This is a genomic window from Pedobacter sp. ASV28 (assembly GCF_016428855.1).
In the GTDB taxonomy this organism is placed as follows: Bacteria; Bacteroidota; Bacteroidia; order Sphingobacteriales; family Sphingobacteriaceae; genus Pedobacter.
The window spans coordinates 24,852-49,229 of the sequence record NZ_JAELTN010000034.1 but is presented as its reverse complement, the minus strand read 5'-3'; the positions used below and the strand labels follow the sequence as shown (position 1 = coordinate 49,229).

Here is a 24,378-nt window from a genome sequence, read left to right as displayed (position 1 = left end):
ATAGCAAGCAGCTACTTATGCTGTACATTTGTGTCATTAAAAGGAGAATAAAAATGGCACAAACAGTATTACATCCAGCCAACACCCGTGGAGCGGCAGATCATGGTTGGTTAAAAAGTTTCCATTCTTTCAGCTTTGCTGGATATTACAACCCCGAACGCATCCATTTTGGTGCACTAAGAGTACTTAACGACGATTTCGTAACTGGCGGCATGGGCTTTGGGGAACATCCACACGACAACATGGAGATCATTTCCATTCCTTTGGAAGGCGAATTGCAACACAAAGACAGCATGGGAAATGTAGCCACCATTAAAGCTGGCGAAATACAGGTAATGAGCGCCGGAACTGGAATTTATCATTCCGAATATAATTCAGATCCGAACCACCCGGCCAAATTTTTACAGATATGGGTTTTCCCCAACCAAAGAAATGTAGCACCCCGATACGACCAGATAAACATAGATAAAGACACCAGAAATGAGTTTATACAAATTCTATCGCCAAATGCAGACGATGCGGGTGTATGGATCTATCAGGATGCCTGGTTCAATTTAGCCAACTTTGATAAGTCGACCAGCAGGACTTATACATTGAACAAAAAAGAGAATGGCGTTTATGTTTTTGTACTAAGTGGTCGTTTGGAAGTAAATGGTCAACCTTTAGCTATAAGAGATGGTCTTGGTATTTGGGATACCGATAGTTTTGAAGTGAAGGCCGCCGAAAATGCCGAATTTTTACTGATGGAGGTTCCCATGAAATTCTAAGCACATGCAAAAAATTGAAATTTTAATTATAGGCACCAATGAGCCTATCGTTAAAACCATTGCCCGCTTAATAGACAAGAAAGATCAGTGGCATGCCGCAACGGCATTTAGCCTAAATGATGCGCTCGAGCATTGCTATGCAAAAGCCTATCATTTGATACTAATCGGCGCAGGCATTGACGATAGACAGGAAGAAGTATTAAAACTACATTTGGAAAAGCTGCAACAGGATACTCCTGTGGTAAAACATTATGGTGGTGGTAGCGGCCTGTTATATGCCGAAATTTATCAGGCTATTGGCAAATAGGCCAAATTAACTGGAATATATAGTTAGAAAACTGATCAAAATCAGAATTCCTATTGAAATTTAAAACACCAGGCAGACGTTATTTTTTTACATTTGGTTATAGACTTGGTCTGCCAGAACACCTTTGTTAATGATATCAAATCATATGTATGAAAACAGAATACGTAAACCTACACTAGAACAACTTATCATTAGTGCAGAACAGGCTGCATTGCTGTTTAAAGACAAGATGGTGGTCGCTTCTAGTGGCTTCACCAAGGCTGGCGATAGTAAAGCTGTACTCATGGCCTTAGCCGAAAGGGCCCACAAAGATTCATTAAAGATCACGTTAATGACCGGTGCCTCTTTAGGTTATGGAACCGATGGTGCATTGGCAGAAGCAAAAGCACTATCGTTGCGGCTTCCTTTTCAGGTAGATCCCGTTCTACGAAAAGCGATCAATAATGGAGAGGTATTTTTTATAGATCAACATTTGGGCGAAACAGCCAACCTATTAAGGGCAAACAACTTCCCCAAAATAGACATTGCCATACTCGAAGCCTGCTTAATTGAAGAAGATGGCAGCATTATTCCAACTACCTCGATTGGAAATTCGGCCTCTTTTGCCGCCTTGGCAGAGAAAATCATTATTGAACTCAACTTATCTGTTCCCCTATCTATTCAGGGGGTTCATGATATTTTTTCCACGGGAGAATATCCAAACCGAAAGGAAATTCCAATTACCAAAGCCTACTCAAAAATTGGCACTTCGGCCATTTCCATTAATCCCGATAAGATAGCGGGCATTGTAATCACCTCTAAAACAGACAGTCCAGCCGACATTGAAGCTCCAGATGACGCTACTACAGCCATTGCCAATCATTTAATTGGATTCTTTAATCGTGAAGTGGCCAGGGGTAATTTAACCAAATCGCTACTGCCATTACAAGCTGGAATTGGTAAAGTGGCCAATGCTGTGCTTACAGGATTTACACATAGTGATTTTGAAGATTTAACCATGTATTCGGAAGTTTTACAAGACAGTACATTCGATTTGCTGGACTCCGGAAAACTGCTATTTGCTTCCGGGTCATCCATAACAGTATCACAAGCATACTACGACAAGATTTTTTCTAATTTTGAAGCTTATAAAAACAAGATTGTACTACGTCCTCAAGACATTAGCAATGCTGCCGAAGTAATTAGAAGATTGGGAGTTATAGCGATGAATACCGCTTTAGAATGTGATATTTATGGCAACGTAAACTCTACCCATATCGGTGGTACACACATGATGAATGGCATTGGTGGTTCTGGTGACTTTGCCCGCAACTCTTACCTTAGTATTTTTGTCACTTCTTCGGTAGCCAAAGACCATAAAATTTCCTGTATTGTGCCTATGGTATCGCATGTTGACCATTGTGAACATGATGTAGATATTATTGTAACCGAACAGGGGTTAGCCGACCTACGTGGACTGGCACCGAGACAGCGGGCCAAAGTCATTATCGAAAAGTGTGTACATCCCCAATACAAGCAACAACTACAAGACTATTTTGAAAGAGCTTGTTTGAAAGGGGGCCAAACACCGCATTTATTAGAAGAAGCTTTTAGCTGGCATGTGCAACTAAAAGAAACGGGAAGTATGAAAATGCCAATTAAATAAAAAGGTGTCCAAAAAACCTCGTCTATCATCTATCCAATATTCTCTTTGGCATTCCTGTTTTTCACAGGGATAATGATTTGATTCTTCAGACACCTTTACGAAAAGATACCGGTCCTAGTTAATACGTGGCAGCCAACTTTAACGCATTGTAGGCGTTTACGATGCCTCCAGAAACCGATAGGTTGGCAAAAGGTACGCTGACTACATCTGCTCCTTTTCTAAAACTTACATTATAGTCGATCTTCTCTACAGATTTTACAATAATTTCCTTTACCTGAGGAGCGGTTAGTTTTGGATAATATGAACGTATTAACGCTGCCAAACCTGCCACCACTGGCGAAGCCATACTTGTTCCATTCTCATCTAAATATTTTTGGTCAGGCACTGTCGAATAAATGGCTACTCCTGGTGCAAAAACATCTACATTCACCTTACCATAATTAGAGAAAGATGCTTTTAACTTATCGCCACTTTTTGGTCCTGATGCTCCAACGGTAATCCAAGATTTACGTATATTAGCATCTACATCTTTATTAGAAGGATAATTAGGGGCCACATCAATATCGTTATTATCATTCCCTGCAGCTTGTACCAATAAAACATCTTTGCTCACTGCATATTTAATAGCTTCATCTACCACCGACTTATCCCAAACATAAGCCTTTCCAAAGCTCATGTTCAATACCTTTGCGCCATTATCTGCTGCATAGCGGATGGCATTTGCTACGTCCTTGTCTCGCTCATCGCCATTAGGCACGGTACGTACGCTCATGATCAATACATTGTCTGCCACCCCATTAATACCAATATTATTGGTACGGTCTGCAGCAATAATACCTGCCACATGGGTACCGTGCAAAGCATCTGGGCCTTGTACATCATTATTGCCGTAAATACGCTCTTTACTATCGTTAGGGTTATCTCCCACTATACTACGAGGATCATAGGCTAAATTGTAATTGTAATTTACCTGATCATAAAAATAATCATAGGGTGCTTTTATCTGAGCCTCATAAAATGAAGCAAAATCTGCATTGACCATATTTTGCACAAGAATTCTTTTGGCATCGGATTCTTTTTGGCCTTCTGGTGTATAATTTTTCACCTCTTCCAGTGTAGGATTATCCTTCCCAATTTTCTTTACCAAAGCATCAATATTTTCTTTCCTATTGGTGTAACCAATTAAGGATGCTTTAGCTTTAGCCAGCCCTGTTTCTAGTGCTCTTTTATTTCCAAGATAAGTTTCATAATCTGCCTTGTCTTTTGCAGGCACATTTTCCTCAGTTACATTGGCAAAACGTGCCTGATCTCTACGTACCAAGCGGGTAAGCTCTAACGTTTCATGATTGACCGAACCATTTTTACCTCCAATAAAGTTCCAACCATGAATATCATCTATGTAGCCATTTTTATCGTCATCTTTACCATTGCCAGCCTTCTCTTTTTTATTGACCCACATGATCCTTTTCAGGTCTTCGTGCTTGTAATCTACCCCAGCGTCTAAAACACCAACAATAACGGGAGTTGATTTTTTACCTTTTAAAAGTTCACTGTACGCTTTTTCTGTACTGATACCAAAAACGCTATCAGTTTTAAGATCTAGATTATACCAATTCAGTTTTTGAGATTGGGCAGATGCTAAAAATGGAGCTGCTGCCAATAAACCTATAGCAACCAGACTTTTCAGGTGATGTTTATTCATACTTTATATTTTTATAAATTAAGTTAACGTTAAAAAACGGCAATATAGTTGGTTTAGTATTGATTTCCATGCCAGGAGATCATGATATCATACTTATGGAGCAATCCTGACAAATTTTCAACAGATATTTGGCCTTACGTACTTTGTTTATTATTTGTATGCTATACCCAAACATAAAATACCATAAAAGTCCGTATGGCTCATATTTTATCTTCATACAAACTGCTACAGCAAAGTCTAATCGATCAAAAACGTCTAAAGTAAGACGGCCTCCAAGGCATCGCCACCTTTGGAACTATTCAACTTTATCAAATATTGCATACTACAATAGCTTCTTTTTTGTTTAAGAAAAACTTTTGTATGCAAATTAATCATTTCACTTCAATATCGACATCTTCAGTGCTATTAAAGTGCTTTCAAAACTATACTTTTTTTCATAAGCAACAGGAGAAAGAGAATGAGTATTTACAATAGGCCGAATGACCTAGCAGAGAATTGAGGAGGAAAGCATTTGGAGAGGAAGAACTGACCTCAGAAAGTAGGCGATTGATCAGTGAGCAAATTGATCGTTTACTTTGGCAGTTAACCAATCAGGAGTTAACCGTTAATCATTGCTATTATAAAGGGCTAAAGCCTATTAAGATCGCCAAGAAGTATTCATCTTATATGAATTTCCTGACGATCCCATAGTCAAAATTTGTCTATTGCCATCCACCACCTAAGGCCCGATACAAATCTAAGCTAGCCGTAAGCTGGGCTGTTTTTAAACTGGTAAGCTCTAATTCGCCTTGTAATAGATTTCCTTGTGCCGTGATGACCTCTAAATAATTTGCCATTCCGCTTTTAAAGAGCAGATCAGCATTTTTAACGGCAAGCTGCAAAGTCTTAACCCGCTGCTGGGCAATAATATATTCATTTTTTAGGTTTTCTAGCTTAGCCTGTTCATTTGAAACCTCTACCACTGCCCCTATAATAGCCTGTCTAAATAAAAGTACCGATTTCTCACGCTCTACTTTGGCCAGCTCGAATTGGGTTTTCAGCTCTTTATGCTGAAAAATAGGCTGTGTTATTCCTGCGCCCACTACACCGAATAATGATGCAGGTATGTTGAACCAATTACTCGCTTTAAAAGAATTAAGCCCTGCGCTGGCCGAAATTGTAAGGGTGGGATACAACCTTGCATTGGCAATACCTACTTTGGCATTGGCAATCTTTAGATCTAGCTCAACACTTTTAACATCTGGCCTAATGCTAAGCATTGTTGCCGGAATTCCTATGGCCAACTGCTCCGGAACTTTTAATTCCTCAAGGGTCACAGCCCTTTCAATTGTTGTAGGATATCGTCCTGTCAATTCACTCAGTACATTTTCCTGAATACTGATTTCCTGGGTAATTTTCGGGATAAGTTGGCTTGCCTTGAGCAGTTGTACTTCGGCCTGCTGTATAGCCAACGAGCTCACTTGAGCAGCTTCAAACTGTATCCTGATCATTTTCAAGGTACTGTCATTCAACTTCACATTTCTTTGAGCTACTTTCAATTGGGCATCCAACATCAATAGGCGGTAAAAGCCACCAGCAACCGTAGCCACAATACGGGTTTGAACTGCTTTTTTAACTTCTGCCGATTGGAGATAAGCGGCATAAGCTGCATTTTTTTGTCCCCTAATCTTCCCCCAAATATCCGCTTCCCAACTCAGGGCCAAACTTCCATTAAAATCTTCTATATGACTGGTATTGAGGAATTGCGAAGTGCTCAACCCATTCAAACTATTATCTGATGGACGATTTGAATTAGTGGATACCTGAAGATTCAATTGAGGTAGATTGCCCAATTTTGCCCTAGACAATAAAAGGTTGGCTGCTTCAATATTCTTTAATGCTATTTGCAGGTCAATATTTCTAACCAGGGCACTATCTATTAATTGCTGAATAGCTGGTGTAGTAAAAAACTCTTTTACCGGTAGTGAGCCAATGCTATTCGTATCCACACTGCGAATGTCCCTAAACTGAAAAGGCACGTCTTTTCTGGGATTGATCACACTTTGAGGAATACTACAGCCATATATTGCTAAAAATAAAATGGCCAGGAAACTATTTATAATTGTCTTCATTTTTTTTAATTTTTATTGAACCATTTTTCCAACCATGCCCTAATATGAGCCACATCTTCTTTTGAAGCATGCAGCTTTGTTCTTACTGATAAATCGTCATTAAATTTCATGGCTATCATTTTGTGGTCCCGATTGGGCCAATGTGAATGGCAATCCTGTTATTTTTTCTTGCAGGTACTGGAATATAATGAACAAGACCGGAATAATAAACACGCCCAATACCACTCCAAAAATCATCCCTCCGGCTGCAGCTATACTAATGGAATGGTTACCAAGAGCAGATGGCCCAACTGCCGTCATCATTGGGATCATACCTACAATGAATGCCAAAGAAGTCATAATAATTGGGCGCAAGCGTAATTTTGCCGCCTCTAATGCCGAGGCCAGTAAAGACTTTCCTGACCTTCTTCTTTGGATGGCAAACTCTACGATCAGAATGGCATTCTTTGCCAATAATCCGATGAGCATAACGAGAGCTACCTGTACATAAATGTTATTGGAAATTCCGGTCAGGCCAATGGCCACAAAAACGCCAAATATTCCTGTTGGGATAGACAGAATAACGGAGAATGGCAAAATATAACTTTCATATTGTGCCGAAAGTAAAAAGTAGACAAATAGCAGACACAGTATAAAAATAATGGCCGACTGTCCTCCTGATGAAAGTTCTTCTTTTGTCATACCCGAAAATTCGTACCCATATCCTCCCGGCAAATGCTTAGCAGCTACTTCCTCTACCGCTTTAATGGCATCTCCCGAACTATAGCCCGGTTTTGCCATGGCATTTAAACTAATGGAACTAAAAAGATTATAGCGTGAGGCGGTTTCCGGACCATACACTCTTTCCAGTTTCACTAGTGTATTGATGGGCACCATTTCATTATTCACATTTTTAACAAAGACACCATCCATGGCGCTTGCATTGGCCCGATCGGCTTGATCGGCCTGTACAATTACCCTGTAATACTTACCAAAACGATTAAAGTCTGAAGCTTGGGCACTCCCAAAATAAGCTTGCATAGTTTGCAGCACATCTTTTACGTTTACCCCAAGCTGTGCGGCCTTAACTTCATCCAATTTCATTTCCAGTTGGGGATAATCCGATCTAAATGAAGTAAATGCCACAGCTATTTCTGGTCTTTTCATCAATTCAGCTATGAAGTTGCTGGCAACCCCACTGAATTTATCCAATCCACCACTTGTTTTATCCTGTAGCACCATATCCAGTCCATCAATATTGCTAAAACCAGGTACTGTTGGGAAGGTGAACACAAAAAAGTTCGCCCCTTTAATGGCCGATAGTTTTTGCCTTACCTCATTCATAATTCCGTCTATATCCTTTACTTTACCTCTTTCTGGGGTTGGTTTTAGGAGTACAAACGCCACACCTGATGATGGACTTGAAGATTGGGTGAGCATATTGAAACCGGAAAGCCCCATTAATGTTCTTTTTGATTCCATATTGCCCAACAACGATTCTGCCTGTTTAATGACTTCGGTTGTGCGATCGAGGGAAGCGCCTGCTGGCATAGACAATGATATGGCAATAAAACCCTGATCTTCGGAAGGAATAAAACCGGAAGGTGTTCGCTTAATCAATATACCGGTAACGACTAATACCGCTGCCAATGCAGCTAAGCTTAGCCAACGAAAGCGGATCAATGTTCGTAAGGTGCGTACATATTGATTGGTTATTTTTTCGAATCCAGAATTGAACCCTGCGAAGAATTTTTCCTTAAAGGTTTTCTTTTCCGTTGTGTTATGATGACTTTCCTTTAAAAATAATGCGGCCAGTGCCGGACTTAAAGTAAGTGCATTAATTGCCGAAATCACAATGGCTATGGCCAAAGTAAAAGCAAACTGTCTATAGAATAACCCTGTTGAACCTTCCATGAAGCCCACAGGAAGAAATACAGCCGACATGACCAGTGTAATGGAGATAATGGCGCCTGTAATTTCGTGCATAGCTGCTGCAGTTGCCACTTTAGGTGCCAAATGACGATGCTCCATTTTTGCATGGACGGCTTCCACCACCACAATGGCATCATCAACCACAATACCTATGGCCAATACCAAAGCAAAAAGGGTAAGCAGATTAATGGAGAAGCCAAAGATCCACATAAAAAAGAACGTTCCTAAAATGGCCACCGGAACTGCAATAGCCGGAATAAGTGTAGACCTAAAATCCTGCAAAAAGATAAACACCACCAAAAAAACCAATATAAAGGCCTCTATCAGCGTATGTATGACCTGATCTATGGACTGATCCAACGCATTTTTGGTATTATACAATATCAGGTGCTTTACGCCTTTGGGGAAATCTTTCGCCGATTTTTCCATGAGCTTGGCAATGGCGATCTGAATTTCATTTGAATTTGAACCCGCCAACTGAACCACCCCAATATTAACGCCTGGTTTGCCGTTTACCCTTGTAAAATTAGTATAGGAGTAAGCCCCAAACTCAATTCTGGCCAAATCCTTAAGTCTAAGTATGGATCCATCGGCATTAGCCTTGATAACCATATCTCCATATTCTTCCGGCTTATTTAATTTCCCTTTATAGGTTATGACATATTCAAAGGCTTCTTTACTACTTTCTCCAAATTTACCTGGAGCCGCTTCTAAATTTTTTTCCTGAATAATGGCCATTACTTCCTTTGGCGTTAGGTTGTAAGTCGCCATTTTTGAGGGATTCAGCCAAATTCGCATAGAGTAATCTTTATTACCTCCAAAAATGGTTGCCGATCCTACACCTGGTATCCTCTTAATATCGGGAATGATATTGATCTGCGCATAATTGGCCAAAAAGGTCTGGTCATAATTTTTCTCATCATCAGTAAAAAGATCTACCACCATAATTAAACTATTTTGTTGCTTTACGGTGGTAATACCTGCCTGGACTACTTCTGAAGGGAGCTGGCTGGTGGCCTGTGCAACCCGATTTTGCACATTAACTGCCGCTTGGTCGGGGTTGGTGCCCAGTTTAAAATAAACGGTAATGACCAATGAACCGTCATTACTTGCCGTAGAGCTCATGTAACTCATATTCTCTACCCCATTTATGGATTCTTCTAAAGAAGGGGCAACAGAACGGAGCACTGTTTCGGCATTGGCACCAGGATAGAAAGCCATTACCTGTACTGCTGGCGGTGCAATATCTGGAAATTGTTGCAAGGGTAATTTTGATAATCCCAATACGCCTAGTATAACCAAAAGAATAGAAATGACCGTTGCTAAAACAGGTCGATTTAGAAATATTTTGAACATGATATATATTTATTTTGAGGTATTAAAAGCGGTAATGGCTTTTATTTTTTCTGGTTGGATCAGATCACCTTCCTTTAAACTTTCAAAGCCTTTAGATACAATTTGATCGCCAGATTTAAGTCCTTCACTAACCAGGTAGTTTGTACCACTTGTACCCAATACCTTGATCGGTTGTTTACTCACTTTATTATCCTTATCTACTGAAAACACAAAAATCTTATCCTGTATTTCGATGGTAGCAGCCTGAGGCACCAACATCACTTTTTCATGGGCCAATGCCAACCTTATTTTACCGGTATTCCCAGATCTCAATGTTCCTTCTTTATTTTCAAAAATTGCCCTCAAGGTGATGGCGCCGGTGGTTTTATCAAACTGTCCATTTACCATATCTATCTTTCCTTTTATGGGATATAGGTTCTGATCGGCCAGAACTAGGGAAACTGCAGGTAAATGCTTAATTCTATCGATGACCGAGTGCCCTTGGTACTTTGCATTGAAGTTGATAAAATCTGTTTCCGCTAATGAAAAATAAGCGTATACTTCATGTACATCGGAAAGCTGGGTCAAGGGTTCAATATCAGTTGGTGCCACCAAACTTCCCTGCTTTTTGGGAAGTCTCCCAATGTAGCCGCTGATGGGTGCCTTAATTTGTGTATAGGCTAAATTAATTTGGGCGCTGTTTACACTGGCTTTGGCCTGTTCTACATTGGCCAATGCAATTTGATAAGTAGTTTTTGCAGTCTGTAGCTGAAAATCTGACACGACCTTGTTTTGTACCAAAGGGGTAAGCTTATCTATTTCCAATTGTGCATTTAAAACCGCAGATTTTGCCGCCTGTAAGGCTGCCATAGCATTATTTAACTGCGCCTTAAAGGGAAGCTCGGAAATCTCGAATAGCAATTGGCCTTTACTAACCAACTGGCCTTCATTTACATAAATCCTATCAATTGTGCCCGCTATCTGCGGTCTAATCTCTAGGTCTGTAACGCCTTGTATAGCCGCCGGATAATCAGTAAAAGTCTCTTCAGCGCTTTCATTGATCTTTACTACTGGTAATAACGGAGCTGTAGCTGTATTCACTTGTTCTGGTTGTCCCGTGCAACTTGCCAGGAACAGAATAATGGTAACAGCAGCTAAAATTATCCACTCGTTAAATAATTTAACGTTGTTAGATAATGGATTAAGTGGGGACAGATTATTCATAATTATTGAGATTTTAAAAGTATACTTTACAGTTATTAAGTTATTTAACGTTGTTAAGTAAAAGACAGTCAAGTCATCATTAGCCGTTCCAATTTTACAGCTATAATTTATTTAACACTGTTAGATAATGGTATAAAAAATTTTAGTCGTTAATGGTAGCAATAATTGCTTTTATTGCGCCTATCAAAATCTGTTGGTTAATTTCTTCATTGGTACCTTTCTGAACAAGGTTAATGGAAATCAGTCCGTGGATAATAGACCAAAAAGTGTAATATTTTAAGCAGACCACATTTTCTTGATGTGTATCTTTTGTAATCAGCTTTTCGATTTCATCATTAAACAATTTGGTGGTGTATTCTGCCTCTGGCAATATTTTGTTCAGTTCGCAACAATTCATATCTACTCCAAACATCAACTGGTAAAGTTCCTTTTCTTCAAAAGCAAAATTCCAGTAGGCAATCCACATGGCTTCTAATTTTGCCGCTGTTCCGGTCTCTTTTTCCTTTGCAGCCTTAATCTTAGCGCCCAACTTGATATATCCCTGTCTAGTCAGTTCAATGAGAATACCTTCCTTATTAGAAAAATACTCGTAAATAATTGGCGCAGTATATTCAATAACATCAGCGATCTTCCGCATGCTTAACGCATTCCATCCCTCTTGTTTTACAATATGCAAGGCTGCACCTAAAATATTCTTACGTGTATCTTCTTTTTGTCGTTGAATTCTTTCTTTACTTCCCATCTCTGATAAGTGACGTAAAATAATCTAACACCGTTAGGCAAATGTATAAACAGTTTTAACAATACATATCATTAATTTGTCAGATAATTAAAATTAGATTCGCTGATACTTTTAATGTTCCGTATACAAGGCAATAAAAGAACTTACTGCACAAAAGATTAAGCTATTTAATTGGCCTTGACTTTTATACAGTAAGAATCAATTTTGGTTTGATTAAAGCTCTTAAGCTACTTTTTGTTCACCAATTAGCCTTTTAATCCTGACTTCAATATCATCAAGATCGAAGGGTTTACTAATGTAATCGTCTGGGCTTGCCGCTTCGCTCATTTGTTTGCTGCGCACATTTGCCGACATCACAATTACAGGAATGTGCTTTGTGAACACATCATTTTTCAAATCTTTACAAATCTCCAAACCATTTCCGTCTGGCAGCATTACATCTAGGATAAATAGATCAGGAATGGAGTCTTTAAGTTTACTTTTCAATTCTTTAAATGTGGAAGACACTTGTATTTCGTATCCTTCGTCTTTCAGCAAAAACTCAATAATAAAGGCAATATCCTTGTCATCTTCTAAAACGTGTATCCTCTTTTTCATTTATTTATTATATGGCTAGATTAAATAATTATTGTTCGGCAATTTAATAGTCATTACAACTTCTAGTTGTTGAAACAAATGAGCCGAAAAATTGTTTGCCTTGGGCTCAAAATATTTTTAAAAAAAGAAAAATAAACATCACTGCATTGGTTCATCCTTTAGGTTAAGCAGGCTAAACCCATAAGCACACAATAAAAGTAAGGCAACTATAGCCATCCAAAGTACATTATAACCAAATCTTTCGGCAATGTAAAAGCCACTGGTTGGTCCTATGACCTGTGCCACAGACCAGCTCAGGGTATAACCTGCGGCATAAAGTCCGCGATTAAATTCATTGCTCCTCTTCACCACAAAGGTATTGAAGAAAGGTAAGGAAAACATCTCCCCGAAGGTAAAAAACAAAATACTGGCCACTGCCAAAACCAGAGGTATAGATTTGGGCAGCATAAGCACTCCAAAAGAAAAGGATATAATAATTACCCCCAATACAATGTAAAATATAGGTGACTTTTTATTTTCTATCTTATTGATCATTACCATCTCCAAAACAGCAATAACGATTCCGTTAATCCCTAAAATAAATCCAATTAAGGCCTCATTGAGGTGCCAAACTTCCTTATAAAACACAGGCACTACCCTGAACATGAGAAAAAAGCAAGTAATAAAAATGGTAGAGAGGCATAAAAATTTGATAAACAAAGCATCTTGCCAAGGCTTTCTCACGCGACCTACAAACTGGGCCTTGGCTTTTTTTAACCTTTCATTGATAGAGGGCAATAACCACAAAATGGCAAAAGATACAAGTACGCTAATTCCTCCATCTACCATAAATAAGAGCTGGTAATTAAAAGAGGCTATAATCCCCCCCATACTCACCCCAACTGCCCAACCAATATTGGTGGCCAAACGATTTAGGGAATAGGATCTGGTTTCGGTTCCCTTTGCAGCATAAGCAGCAATGGCGGAATAGTTCGCAGGCCTAAAGGCTTCCGAAAAAAAACTAATCACTACCGCAAGCACACAAAGTGAAGTAAAATGTGTTACAAAGGCAAAACATAAGAAGAATGCACCACCCATTAACGAAGCCATAATCTGTACTGGCCTAAACCCAAAAACATCAGTCAATTTGCCGCCCACCGCTGCACCGCCTATAGCGCCAAACCCAAATAGGGAAATAATAATTCCGGCATCAGATTCTGGCCGATGTAATGCTTGGGTAACATATAAGCCCATAAAGGGCACTGCCATAAATCCACAACGGTTTATTAAGATGACTAAGCTAAGTACCCAGGTTTCCCTACTTAATCCCGAAAAAGAGGATTTATAAGCGTCAAAAATCTTTTTGAACATTTGTTTTGGTTGAGCCGCAAAATTAACCATTATGCAATCCAACATGAACAGTTGATGATTAAATAATTTTAAACATATGAAGAACCGCCCAATGACAACAAAACACCTCCGAGCTTTGGAAACATAAATGTAAACAGATGAAATCTATTGCGTAATTTTGGGTTCTTCTTAATTTTCATAACCATAATTTTATGTCTACAGAAATTAAATGCCCTAACTGTAACCATGCTTTTCCCATAGAAGAAGTAATGGCCGAAGAATACAAGAAAGATCTTAGGGAAAAGATGCAAGCTTTTACCAAACAAAAGGAAGAAGACTTTAGGAAAAAGATTGAAGAATTTGAAAATCAAAAAAGGCAACAGGAACAGGCCTTTGAACAAAGGCTGGCCAAAGAAAAGGCCGATCTGCAAAGCAGCGTATCAGAAAGTTTACGCAAGTCTATTAGTGCCGACTTTGAAAACAGGCTAAAGCTACTTGATGAATCGAATAAAGAGAATGAGGAAAAATTAAAAGCGGCCCGACAAAAAGAACTGGAATACCTGCAAATGGCCAATGAACTTAAGCGCAAGCAGGAAGAACTTGACTTAGAAATTCAAAAGAAACTTACCGAAGAGCGGGAGAAAATGGCCACAGACATCAGGAACATAGAGAACCAACGCTTACAGCAGGCCGAACTTGATTTTAAGATGAAACTGGCCGAAAAGGACAAACAACTTGAAGATCAGAAAAAATTGGCTGAAGAGATGAAACGTAAGGTCGAACAAGGATCCATGCAGCTACAGGGGGAAATACAGGAGCTGGCATTGGAAGAATTGTTAAGGACTTCTTTCCCTTTCGACCTGATACAGGAAGTAGGTAAAGGCGTACGCGGCGCAGATTGCATACAAACCGTCAGAAATAACTTCGGTCAAGAGTGTGGCCACATTATCTATGAAAGTAAGCGTACCGTGGCCTTTTCTAACGATTGGATAGAAAAACTTAAAACCGACATGCGTAGCCAAGGAGCCGAGATTGCCGTATTGGTTACCCAAAATATGCCCAAAGACATGAATTGTTTTGGCCTTAGAGACGGGGTTTGGATTTGCACCTTTAATGAAGTAGAAGCCCTAACAGCCGTATTAAGAGACGGAATCCTTCGATTGTTCAATGCCGCCAAATCTCAAGAGAACAAGGGGGATAAGATGCATATGCTATATGATTATCTCACCAGCAATGAGTTTTCAGAACAATGGAAAGCCATTAGGGAAGGATTTATGAGCATGAAGTTGTCCATACAACGAGAACGTGATGCCATGGAAAAACTGTGGAAGGCTAGAGAAAAGCAATTGGATAAAGTACTGCTCAATGCGGCACATATCAGAGGCTCTATTGAAGGCATTTCTGGAACAGACAATATACAATTGCATTTAACCGACGATGAGGATCTTCTTTTAGACTAGGGTAGTTAAATCTTTTTAATTACAGGCAATCCCACTTTTAAAGAACCCATTCTTTAAAAGTGGGATTTTTATTGGCAAGGACTGCCATAAAACATTCGTTTCAGAAATTCTTACACAACGATTTTTAAGCTGTTAAAAAACACAAGTCACTCCATAATGCAACCGATACATACACAAATAAAATAAGTTTATGTGATTTAAAGGCATTAAAAACTTATTTCAAAAAATATTTATGCAATCGGTTGCAAATTTAATTTATTGTATTTACTTTTATCATAACCAAATATCCTTAGGCCTGCTAAAACTATAAGAGCAATACCCTTAAGATTATTTAAAGGCAACTAACAACTCGCATTTAAATTAAACCTGTATGGAAAAACCTAGACAAAAATCTTTAACCAGGAATGTGCTTTTGCTCGTTCTTTTATTTGGGTTAAGCCCCACCCTACTTTTTGCCCAGAAAGTACTCAAGGGCAAAGTAGTAGACGAGAACAATCTTCCCATGCCCGGAGCTGGCATCAAGCTACTTCCTTCTGGCAAAACAAGCGTAACCAATACAAATGGCGAATTTAACATTACGGCTAATGAGAATGACAAAACCTTGTCCGTATCATTTATTGGCTACCCCGTAAAGGAAGTACCTCTTTCAGCTTCTACTTCCACTTACAACATTTCCCTTATCCCAGACTCGAAAAATCTTAGCGAAATCATCGTAGTCGGCTATGGACAACAGAAAAAATCTGATGTGACTGGCGCCATTGCCAGCATTAAAGGCGATGCCTTACTGGAAGTCCCATCGGCCAATGCAGTGGCAGCACTTCAAGGGCGTATTGCCGGGGTCGACATCGCCAGAAATAGTTCAAGACCCGGTGCCGCCGGCCAAATCAGAATCAGGGGAAACCGTTCACTTAGCGGAACGAGCGATCCGCTTATTGTGTTAGATGGAGTACCATTTGGAGGCAGCATAAATGAAATCAACAATGACGATATTGCCAGCATAGACATTTTAAAAGATGCTTCTTCAACAGCCATTTATGGCTTTAGGGGCTCCAATGGTGTAATTCTAATTACCACAAAAAGAGGAAAAATAGGCAGTCCATCCTTAACTTACAATTCCTATTATGGCACCAGCAAGGTAAGGGATCAATACGATCAATTTAATGGTGAAGAGTTTGTTGCTTTCAGAAATGCCGCTTCTCCCGCCTATACCGCAGGCTATTCACCCTTAGAGCTACAAGGAATTGCAAACGGCACTTCTACCAACTGGCAAGATTACCTGTACAAAACAGGCTTTGTCACCAACCAACAACTCGGCATCGCCGGAGGCACTGAGGGCATTAACTACAATGTTTCGGCTGGCTATTTTAATGAAAGTGGCGTAATTACAGGTGTAGGCTTTGAACGGTATTCATTAAATACATCCATAGATGCTAAATTAACCAAATACCTTAAAATAGGGCTGATTACCCGGAACACCTTAAATTACAATAATGGCGCAGGGGTAAACCCGCTTTATGCTACCATGCGTATTACACCTTTGGCACCTGCTTATAATGCCGACGGGAGCATACTTCTCTATCCTCAGGCGGGTACAGTTGACGAAACCGCGACCGCAAATCCACTTACGCTCAAAGACAGAGAAAACATTGTTGACCGTACCAGAAGACTAAGAACCAATAATGTAATTTACGCAGAGGTCAACATTATAGAAGGCCTAAAATACAAGCTTAATCTAGGTCTAGATTTCAGGCAAGAAAACAGAGGTACTTTCTTTGGCCCAAAAACCATCATTAAGCCTGACGCAGCTACCACTGCCCAAGCTACCGCAAGCATTTCAAACAGCGAAGCTTATACGCTCTTGATGGAAAACCTAGTCACTTATGATAAAGTCATTGCAAAAGACCATAAGATAAATTTTACTGGCCTGTACAGCATACAACGCGACCGTTCGTTTGTTAATGCCTTTAATGGAGTAGGCTTTCCTTCTGAAGCCATTCAGTATTACAACTTTTACCTGGCACAGACCATCACTGCCGTAAATAGTGGCGCAAATGCCTTTAACAGAGGCGGCCTTCAATCATTTATGGCACGTATAAATTATGGCTACAAAGACCGTTATCTCGCCACCTTTACTTTCAGAAGAGATGGCTCCCAAGTCTTTCCTGTTAACCCCTATTTAAATTACCCGGCAGCAGCTATAGGATGGAATATTACGAATGAAGATTTTATGCAAGGTCAAAAAGTATTATCCAACCTAAAACTTAGGGCATCGTATGGTGTAACAGGGAATCCCTCTATTCCCGCAGATGCAACAAGGGGGTCATTATCTTCCAATAATTACAACTATGGTAGTGAGAATGTCCAGGGAAGCTATATCGGTATGCTACCGAATATCGACTTAAGATGGGAAAGCACCAAACAATTGAATATAGGATTAGACTATGGTTTCTTTAACAATCGAATTACCGGATCGATAGAAGTATACAAACAAAATACAGATGACCTTATCGTTCAAAAAGAGTTGCCAAGGAGTAATGGCGCCAGCAGTTTCTGGACCAATGCAGCTGCTACAAAAGGCAAAGGTATCGAATTCAGTATCAGCAGCCAAAATATTACTAGTACCAACAATGGCCTTACCTGGTCTACAGATTTTAACTTCGCCATCAACAGGGAAAAAATTGTAAGGCTAACTAATGCAAACCAGACTCAGGATGTGGGCAATGGTTGGTTTATAGGACAGCCCATCAATGTCATTTACGATTATACCAAGCTTGGAATCTGGCAAACCTCAGAAGCAGTGGAAGCGGCAAGATATGGTGCTGTACCAGGGCAAATTAAAATTGCCGACCTTAGCGGCCCAAATGGTGTACCCGATGGCGCCATCACCGATGCAGATAGAAGCATTATAGGTAACTTCCAACCCGATATCGTAATGGGCATGACACACCGTCTTACCTATAAGGGCTTTGACCTATCCACTGTATTATTCTCTAGGCTAGGCAATAAAATTGTCGCCCCTTACTTAACTACCGATGGTGGAGCTACAGGGTATTTCGCTTTCTTGAATGGTAGGGTAAACCAGGTGAAGGTAGATTACTGGACACCAACCAACCCTACAAATGCCTTCCCTAGGCCAGCAGGAGGAGCTACCAACTTACCTTATTCTTCCACCCTAGGTTATCATGACGGATCCTTTATTAAAGTTCGAAGTATCAATCTGGGATATAATTTTTCAACCAGACTTGCCCAATCTATTGGACTTAGCGGTCTAAGAGTTTATGCTTCTGCCAATAATCCATTCATCCTCTATTCACCTTTCGTTAAATCAGGATTAGGGGTAGATCCAGAGGGAACCCAAGTGGGCGGCTCACTTTCCAACAATGCCATAGCCAATGGAAGAGCCATAACCGTTGGACTTGATCTTCCATCAACCAGACAATTCATATTGGGTATAAATGCAAAATTTTAATCAATCAAAAGATGAAAATTTATCAAAATATTAAACTAGGCTATATTGCCTTGGCTTTTCTAGCCTTAGCTCCACTTAGCTGTAAAAAAGCACTGGAATCCGAATTTCGTGCCAACTTGGGCCCCGAATATTTTAAAACTGCCGAAGGCTTACAAGCTGGACTTAATGCCTCATATGCCACCACCCGTTATTTTTGGGGCAGTGAGGGCTTTACCTCTTCTCAGGTAGCAGGCACCGATGAAGTGATCAGGGGTGGTGATGGCGGATTAGACTTCCACAACTATACCAATATCAATTCCCTGAACGGTACCATACAGGGGGTATGGGATAATAGTTTCGTTCCCATCAATAACCTAAATGGTATATTAGAATTTGGTCCCCAGGCCAATATATCAGAGGCAGCAAAAAACCAATTATTAGGAGAAGCCAAATTTTTAAGGGCGTTTTATTATTTTCTGTTGGTACAAACCTTTGGGGATGTACCCTTAAAACTAAAGTTCAACAACCAACCCAGCACAGAGGATTTGAGAACACCTAAAAAAGAGGTTTATGCCGCCATTATTAAAGATCTTATCGAAGCATCGGTTCAACTGGGCAATATCCAATCCAACCAATCAAAAGGCAGGGCATCAAAAGCAGCCGCACTTCACCTGCTGGCCAAAGCCTACCTTACCAAAGGCTGGGACCCTAGTGCAAGAGATGGCGATGGCACCAATGATTTTAACAATGCCTATACTACCGCTACCGCACTTATCAACTCAAGGGCTACCTATGGCCTAGACCTGGAAGCTAATTTTGCCGATATTTTCAAGGAAGGCAACGAATATGGTAAAGAATCCATTTTTGTAGCAGACAGGAATACAGATCCATTATATTCAGAAAGCGGGTACAATGCTACCACCGCTCCTGCAGGAGGCAATAAAGAAAATAGGTTGAACTGTTATTGGACTTCCTTTTATACCTTGACCAGAAATGTAAACGAGGGTATACCTGGCGCTCCAAACAACACCACACAGATGGTGGCTAGAGATCAGGTAAATGGCCGTATGTACCGTAGGTTCAGGCCAACGCCCTATACCTACGCTACTTTTAACAACAGAGGCAACGATGCCAGATACGATGGTACCTTTCAAAAAGCATGGATCATGAACTTACCTTCTACAGCCAGTAGCGACGTACAGACAACCACCCCGACCTTTACTACAGTAAGAAATGGCATTACCACATCCTTGGTTAAGGGCGTAGATACCGCCATATATATGCCAGGAAGAGAAGTAACCGTGGCAGAGAGACAAGCTTTTAAGGGTGTTATCGTTGCGCCTTCGCAATATGATACAGAATGGTTCCCTACCATGATCAAGCATATGGACAAAACCAAGAAACACTTTAATGATGCTTCAGATAGGCCTATCATCTTAATGCGTCTTGGCGAAACTTATCTGATTGCTGCTGAAGCTGCATTTAAAGCCAATAGGCCCGGAGATGCCGCTACCATGATCAATGCCATCAGAACCAGGGCAGCCTATCGTCCAGGCAATACATCTACCCAAAATGCGAGTGCAGTAGCGGCATTGCAAATTACCGCTGGCGATATCAATCTTAATTACATCCTAGAAGAAAGGACCAGAGAACTTTACGGAGAAATGCACCGATGGTTTGACCTTACACGCACCCAAACTTTGGTGGAAAGGGCTAAACTATATAATGAAATGGCTGCGCCCAACATTAAGGATTACCATATATTGAGACCCATTCCTTCTGCTTCTCAGCTAGACCTATTGACCAACAGGGACAAATTTCCGCAGAACCCAGGCTATTAACCATTTCAAACAAATTAAAAAGAAGACATTATGAAATTTAATAAATTGGTTTATGCCACCATATTCTCCATTGCATTATTAGGCTGTAAAAAAGACAGTCAGAATGGCGGATTTGAGAATGACGGCAATTTCACAGACCTTTCTGGTCCGCTTAAAAGTGCTGCTGTTTTTCCCATAGGGATCGCAGCAGAATATGGCTTATCTACTACCAATCAAAAATATTGGGATGCTGTTAAAACAGAGGCAAGCAATATTACCTTCGGCAACGAATTAAAAAATGGTTCCATTGTAAAGGCTGATGGAAGTTATGACTTTACAACGGCAGACAACTTCTACAATCTGGCCAAAAATGCCGGCCTTGAAGTATTTGGCCATACCTTGATTTGGCATTCTCAGCAGAGGGCCAGCTATTACAATAATTTAATTGGTGGAGGAAGCAGTGGTGGTGGTGCTACGAATCTTGTAGTTAACCCTAGTTTTGAAAGTACAACAGTAGGTACAACCGCAGAACCTGCTGATGGATGGCAGGTACTCAATGGCGCAGGACAGTTTGTAATTACCACAACCAACACTAATTCCGGTTCAAAAGCATTACAGATAAATGTTCCCGCCGGAGGACAAAACTACAATACACAGATCAGTACCAAGGCTCAAATACCAGTTACAGCTGGAAAAACCTACAATTTTTCATATTACATTAAAGGTAGCACTGCGCAAAGTATACAATATGAAATCAGGCCATTTTTGGGCAGTATAGCCGGAAGTGTAGTTTATCGTGGCGGCAAGTCGGTAACCACCAGCTTCTCGCGGCTACTTGAAACGTACGATGTACCTCCAGGCGTTACCTCCATACAAATTGCATTTGACCTTGGCGGTACTGCAAACACCTTATATATCGATGACGTAAGTTTAACCGATGCTTCTGTTACCCCTCCTCCAACTGGCCCTGCAATAATAGCTATAGTAGACAACGCCATGAAAAATCATATCCAAACAGTGCTAGGTCATTATACTGGGAAAATAAAAGCTTGGGATGTGATCAATGAGCCCTTCAGCGAAACGGGCGAATTGAGAAATAACACCAATACACCTTCCACTGGACGTACCGATATATTCGTATGGCAGCACTATTTAGGAAAGGACTATGCAATCAAAGCTTTTCAGTATGCAAAAGCCGCAGATCCAAATTCAGACTTTTACATGAACGACTACAACCTAGAAAGCAGCACGGCAAAACTGGATGCTTTTGTAGCCTTGGCCAAAGAACTTAAAGCAGCGAACACAGGTATTACCGGTGTAGGTACGCAAATGCACATGCTTATTTCTACACCTTATGCAAACATCATTAACATGATGCAGAAATTAGCCTCTACCGGTTTAAAAGTAAAAATTTCTGAACTTGATATGAGAATTAATCCAGGAGGTGCTAATCCGACAATTGGTTATAAGGCAAGCGCCTATGACCTAAGGCTACAAGCAGCCATGTATAAATTTGTAGTGGCTACCTATTTAAAATATATACCTCCTGCACAGCGTGGCGGCATTACGATATGGGGCGTAGACGATACCTCTAGCTGGCTCAACTCTACTGCAAATGTAGCAGCAGACAAATTAGACTATCCTTTATTATTTGATAAAAACTTTGCAAAAAAACCAGCTTATGCTGGGTTTAAACAAGGCCTATTAAGTAACGGGCAGAACTAAATCTTTAACGCACTCAAGCATGTAAAAAAGTGGGGGACCTGTCATGTACAGGCCTCCCACTTTTTTATGTTCTTCATTCTACCGCAAAACGTTTATTCTACTTAAGCCATTTAAAAATATACCTGATATGACAAACGCGAATGATCTTGTTAGATATGTCTGCAATTAAACAAAAGAAAATGTTTTAAAACAAAAACAACCAATGGTTTTACCACAAACAAACACCCTATTATAAATTGAAACTATTTGACCTCTGCCTCAAATGGAGAAGCAGGCAATCCGGCTGAATTATAGAGTTTAGCGCCCTCAGGATTATCGGCCCAAGCATACCTTACCTTTACAGGATGGGTTATCTCCTTATTTGAAAGCACTACCTTATTATCTACAATTGCCGCTTCCGCCCAAACAAAAGTACCATCACTACCCGCAATGGCAAAACTTCTCAACAACCCGTTCTTAGCCATTAACCCTTCCCCTATTTCCGAAAAACTAATGACCAATTGACTGCCCTTTCTTTTGATATCCTTAAAAGAAGGGCCAGCACTTACGATCTTTTCTTTATATGCTATTTTTCTTGCTTGCAAAGCCAGCCTTTTACCTATATCTAATTTATTTAAAGGATGCACATCGTTCCATTCTCCCAAATCAATAGCTACGACCATTCCTGTATGGGGAATATCCTGAAGCTTGCGCTGCTGTTCCCTCAAGCTTGCCCATCCACTTTCTCCTGGCTGTGCCTTTACTTCCATGTAATTAGGCAACTGCACATATAGAAATGGCAAGTGTCGTTCATTAAAGGTAGAACGCCAATCTTCGATCAGGGTACGCATAAGTGCTCCGTAGTCGAGCGGCTGGCCAGTATTGGATTCACCCTGATACCATAATACGCCTTTTAGGCTAAAGTTTTTCAATGGGGAAATCATGGCATTGTATAGCCCTACCGGCTTCCATCTGATAAATGTTGTAGCTGGAGCCAATGGCATTTTTGCTCCTAAATGATATTTCCATTCTCCTTCTAGATTGATCGTATCACGTGCTATAATGAGCTGATAAGGCTTATCTTTAATAAAGCCTCCATTACCACTGTTTACCACCAGTCGAACAGTAATTATATTTTTTCCTTCTTTAAGCACATTACTATTTAACAGGTATCGACGAGGAGGATACATGTAGGTAGTATTCCCTACAAATACTCCATTAATAAAAGTAGAATCTGCATCCCTGAGCGTACCTAATAAGAGTTTTGCTTCTCTATGTACCTGATTTGGCGAAAGGTCTATTTCTTTTTTCAACCACACCACCCCACTCATATTGCCCAAATCAGTTACTTTAATATCTGCAGGCATCTCAATTGTCTGCCAATCGCCAGTATTTTCTTCGCCTTTAGACCATGTTTTTTTTAAGCCCAAATCACTTTTGTTTAATTCTGCGTACCATTGATTGGTTTTAGCTATTTCGGTTCGCTGTATGCTATCAATAAGCTGTTGGTTTTTGAACTTCCAAAACTCGCCATTGTAGGCAGGGAATTGCTTAATAGCTCTTTCACTAAGCCAGGCTTGAGCTGGTGAACCGCCCAATGCGGAATTGATAATTCCAATAGGCACCTTGTATTTAGCATAAACTTCTTTCGCAAAAAAATAGCCAACGGCCGTAAACTTTAATATATTTTTTGGGGATGCACTTTCCCATTGTCCTCCCGAAAAGTCTGTTCTTTCTGAACTGAAATCATATTCGTCGGGCACCAAAAACTGTCTGATCTCTTTGTTTGTCGAACGGCTTATCACCTCTGCATATTTGTCTTCCAAACGTTTCATATCAAGTTCCATATTAGATTGTCCACTACACAGCCAAACGTCTCCATATAGAATATCTTTTAATACCACTTTATTTCTGCCCAAGAATGTCATTTTATAAGGACCACCTTCTTGATGAGGACTTAATTTTAGTGTCCAACTTCCTTGTGCATCAGCTTTCACCAAATATTTTTTCCCAACAAATTCTACACTGACGTTTTCATGGGCAGATGCCCATCCCCAAATCTTCACTGATTCCCCCCGTTGTAATACCATACCATCACTTATCAGTTTTGGTAGCCTAATTTGCGCAAATGAAGCCAAATTCATTAATAAACCACAAACAGTGAGATATTTCACTTTAGCATAAAACATTTTCATTTCAAAAGATCACTTAATAGATAAACTAAATTAACAAATAAAAAAGAAATTGCAATCGGTTGCATTAATAAATATTATTTT

The 24,378-nt window shown here is 40.1% G+C and carries 16 protein-coding genes; 8 read left to right on the top strand and 8 right to left on the bottom strand.

Going from position 1 to position 24,378, the window contains the following annotated elements:
- Window positions 1–53: 53 nt before the first annotated feature.
- The 3 genes from JHD79_RS13525 (at window position 54) to JHD79_RS13515 (ending at window position 2,719) form a co-directional block, all read left to right on the top strand.
- Window positions 54–767, top strand: a complete 714-nt coding sequence (locus JHD79_RS13525) for a pirin family protein (RefSeq protein ID WP_199119830.1) — start codon at window positions 54–56, stop codon at window positions 765–767.
- Between the two features lie 4 nt (window positions 768–771).
- Complete coding sequence (locus JHD79_RS13520) at window positions 772–1,074, top strand: hypothetical protein (protein WP_199119829.1); 303 nt, start codon at window positions 772–774, stop codon at window positions 1,072–1,074.
- A gap of 145 nt (window positions 1,075–1,219) precedes the next feature.
- Window positions 1,220–2,719, top strand: coding sequence for an acetyl-CoA hydrolase/transferase family protein (locus JHD79_RS13515; protein WP_199119828.1), 1,500 nt, complete (start codon window positions 1,220–1,222; stop codon window positions 2,717–2,719).
- 118 nt (window positions 2,720–2,837) lie between these two features.
- Here the strand turns inward: JHD79_RS13515 and JHD79_RS13510 are convergent, their stop codons facing one another.
- The gene (locus JHD79_RS13510; protein ID WP_199119827.1) at window positions 2,838–4,421 is read right to left on the bottom strand and encodes a S8 family peptidase; all 1,584 of its coding nucleotides are present in this window, start codon (window positions 4,419–4,421) and stop codon (window positions 2,838–2,840) included.
- A 495-nt stretch (window positions 4,422–4,916) separates the two neighbouring features.
- On the opposite strand from JHD79_RS13510, the gene JHD79_RS13505 reads away from it, so the two are divergent.
- A complete protein-coding gene (locus JHD79_RS13505; RefSeq protein WP_199119826.1) occupies window positions 4,917–5,111 on the top strand; it encodes a hypothetical protein in 195 nt (64 codons plus the stop codon).
- 11 nt (window positions 5,112–5,122) lie between these two features.
- Here JHD79_RS13505 and JHD79_RS13500 read toward each other — a convergent pair whose 3' ends face one another.
- The 6 genes from JHD79_RS13500 to JHD79_RS13475 form a co-directional block, all read right to left on the bottom strand.
- Window positions 5,123–6,532: a TolC family protein gene (locus tag JHD79_RS13500; protein ID WP_199119825.1), complete on the bottom strand. Its 1,410-nt coding sequence runs from the start codon at window positions 6,530–6,532 to the stop codon at window positions 5,123–5,125.
- A gap of 99 nt (window positions 6,533–6,631) precedes the next feature.
- Window positions 6,632–9,799, bottom strand: coding sequence for an efflux RND transporter permease subunit (locus JHD79_RS13495; RefSeq protein WP_199119824.1), 3,168 nt, complete (start codon window positions 9,797–9,799; stop codon window positions 6,632–6,634).
- A gap of 9 nt (window positions 9,800–9,808) precedes the next feature.
- Window positions 9,809–11,002: an efflux RND transporter periplasmic adaptor subunit gene (locus JHD79_RS13490; RefSeq protein ID WP_199119823.1), complete on the bottom strand. Its 1,194-nt coding sequence runs from the start codon at window positions 11,000–11,002 to the stop codon at window positions 9,809–9,811.
- Window positions 11,003–11,144: 142 nt separating this feature from the next.
- Entirely contained in the window at window positions 11,145–11,744 is a 600-nt protein-coding gene (locus JHD79_RS13485) for a TetR/AcrR family transcriptional regulator (protein WP_199119822.1), read from the bottom strand.
- Window positions 11,745–11,966: 222 nt separating this feature from the next.
- Window positions 11,967–12,341, bottom strand: a complete 375-nt coding sequence (locus tag JHD79_RS13480; protein WP_199119821.1) for a response regulator transcription factor — start codon at window positions 12,339–12,341, stop codon at window positions 11,967–11,969.
- A 138-nt stretch (window positions 12,342–12,479) separates the two neighbouring features.
- On the bottom strand, window positions 12,480–13,691 hold the full coding sequence (locus JHD79_RS13475) for an MFS transporter (RefSeq protein WP_199119820.1): 1,212 nt from the start codon (window positions 13,689–13,691) through the stop codon (window positions 12,480–12,482).
- A gap of 191 nt (window positions 13,692–13,882) precedes the next feature.
- On the opposite strand from JHD79_RS13475, the gene JHD79_RS13470 reads away from it, so the two are divergent.
- The 4 genes from JHD79_RS13470 to JHD79_RS13455 all read left to right on the top strand — a co-directional run bounded on the left by JHD79_RS13470 (window position 13,883) and on the right by JHD79_RS13455 (window position 22,123).
- Window positions 13,883–15,130, top strand: coding sequence for a DUF2130 domain-containing protein (locus JHD79_RS13470; RefSeq protein WP_233164704.1), 1,248 nt, complete (start codon window positions 13,883–13,885; stop codon window positions 15,128–15,130).
- Window positions 15,131–15,500: 370 nt separating this feature from the next.
- On the top strand, window positions 15,501–18,599 hold the full coding sequence (locus tag JHD79_RS13465; protein ID WP_199119819.1) for a TonB-dependent receptor: 3,099 nt from the start codon (window positions 15,501–15,503) through the stop codon (window positions 18,597–18,599).
- 11 nt (window positions 18,600–18,610) lie between these two features.
- The gene (locus JHD79_RS13460; protein WP_199119818.1) at window positions 18,611–20,419 is read left to right on the top strand and encodes a RagB/SusD family nutrient uptake outer membrane protein; all 1,809 of its coding nucleotides are present in this window, start codon (window positions 18,611–18,613) and stop codon (window positions 20,417–20,419) included.
- A gap of 30 nt (window positions 20,420–20,449) precedes the next feature.
- On the top strand, window positions 20,450–22,123 hold the full coding sequence (locus tag JHD79_RS13455; RefSeq protein ID WP_199119817.1) for an endo-1,4-beta-xylanase: 1,674 nt from the start codon (window positions 20,450–20,452) through the stop codon (window positions 22,121–22,123).
- A 242-nt stretch (window positions 22,124–22,365) separates the two neighbouring features.
- Here JHD79_RS13455 and JHD79_RS13450 read toward each other — a convergent pair whose 3' ends face one another.
- On the bottom strand, window positions 22,366–24,297 hold the full coding sequence (locus JHD79_RS13450) for a sialate O-acetylesterase (RefSeq protein WP_199119816.1): 1,932 nt from the start codon (window positions 24,295–24,297) through the stop codon (window positions 22,366–22,368).
- Window positions 24,298–24,378 lie beyond the last annotated feature (81 nt).

Coding starts and splice junctions, on each gene's coding strand:
- JHD79_RS13525 (WP_199119830.1), top strand. CDS start 54: ATGGCACAAACAGTATTACATCCAGCCAACACCCGTGGAGCGGCAGAT.
- JHD79_RS13520 (WP_199119829.1), top strand. CDS start 772: ATGCAAAAAATTGAAATTTTAATTATAGGCACCAATGAGCCTATCGTT.
- JHD79_RS13515 (WP_199119828.1), top strand. CDS start 1,220: ATGTATGAAAACAGAATACGTAAACCTACACTAGAACAACTTATCATT.
- JHD79_RS13510 (WP_199119827.1), bottom strand. CDS start 4,421: ATGAATAAACATCACCTGAAAAGTCTGGTTGCTATAGGTTTATTGGCA.
- JHD79_RS13500 (WP_199119825.1), bottom strand. CDS start 6,532: ATGAAGACAATTATAAATAGTTTCCTGGCCATTTTATTTTTAGCAATA.
- JHD79_RS13495 (WP_199119824.1), bottom strand. CDS start 9,799: ATGTTCAAAATATTTCTAAATCGACCTGTTTTAGCAACGGTCATTTCT.
- JHD79_RS13490 (WP_199119823.1), bottom strand. CDS start 11,002: ATGAATAATCTGTCCCCACTTAATCCATTATCTAACAACGTTAAATTA.
- JHD79_RS13485 (WP_199119822.1), bottom strand. CDS start 11,744: ATGGGAAGTAAAGAAAGAATTCAACGACAAAAAGAAGATACACGTAAG.
- JHD79_RS13480 (WP_199119821.1), bottom strand. CDS start 12,341: ATGAAAAAGAGGATACACGTTTTAGAAGATGACAAGGATATTGCCTTT.
- JHD79_RS13475 (WP_199119820.1), bottom strand. CDS start 13,691: ATGTTCAAAAAGATTTTTGACGCTTATAAATCCTCTTTTTCGGGATTA.
- JHD79_RS13470 (WP_233164704.1), top strand. CDS start 13,883: ATGTCTACAGAAATTAAATGCCCTAACTGTAACCATGCTTTTCCCATA.
- JHD79_RS13465 (WP_199119819.1), top strand. CDS start 15,501: ATGGAAAAACCTAGACAAAAATCTTTAACCAGGAATGTGCTTTTGCTC.
- JHD79_RS13460 (WP_199119818.1), top strand. CDS start 18,611: ATGAAAATTTATCAAAATATTAAACTAGGCTATATTGCCTTGGCTTTT.
- JHD79_RS13455 (WP_199119817.1), top strand. CDS start 20,450: ATGAAATTTAATAAATTGGTTTATGCCACCATATTCTCCATTGCATTA.
- JHD79_RS13450 (WP_199119816.1), bottom strand. CDS start 24,297: ATGAAAATGTTTTATGCTAAAGTGAAATATCTCACTGTTTGTGGTTTA.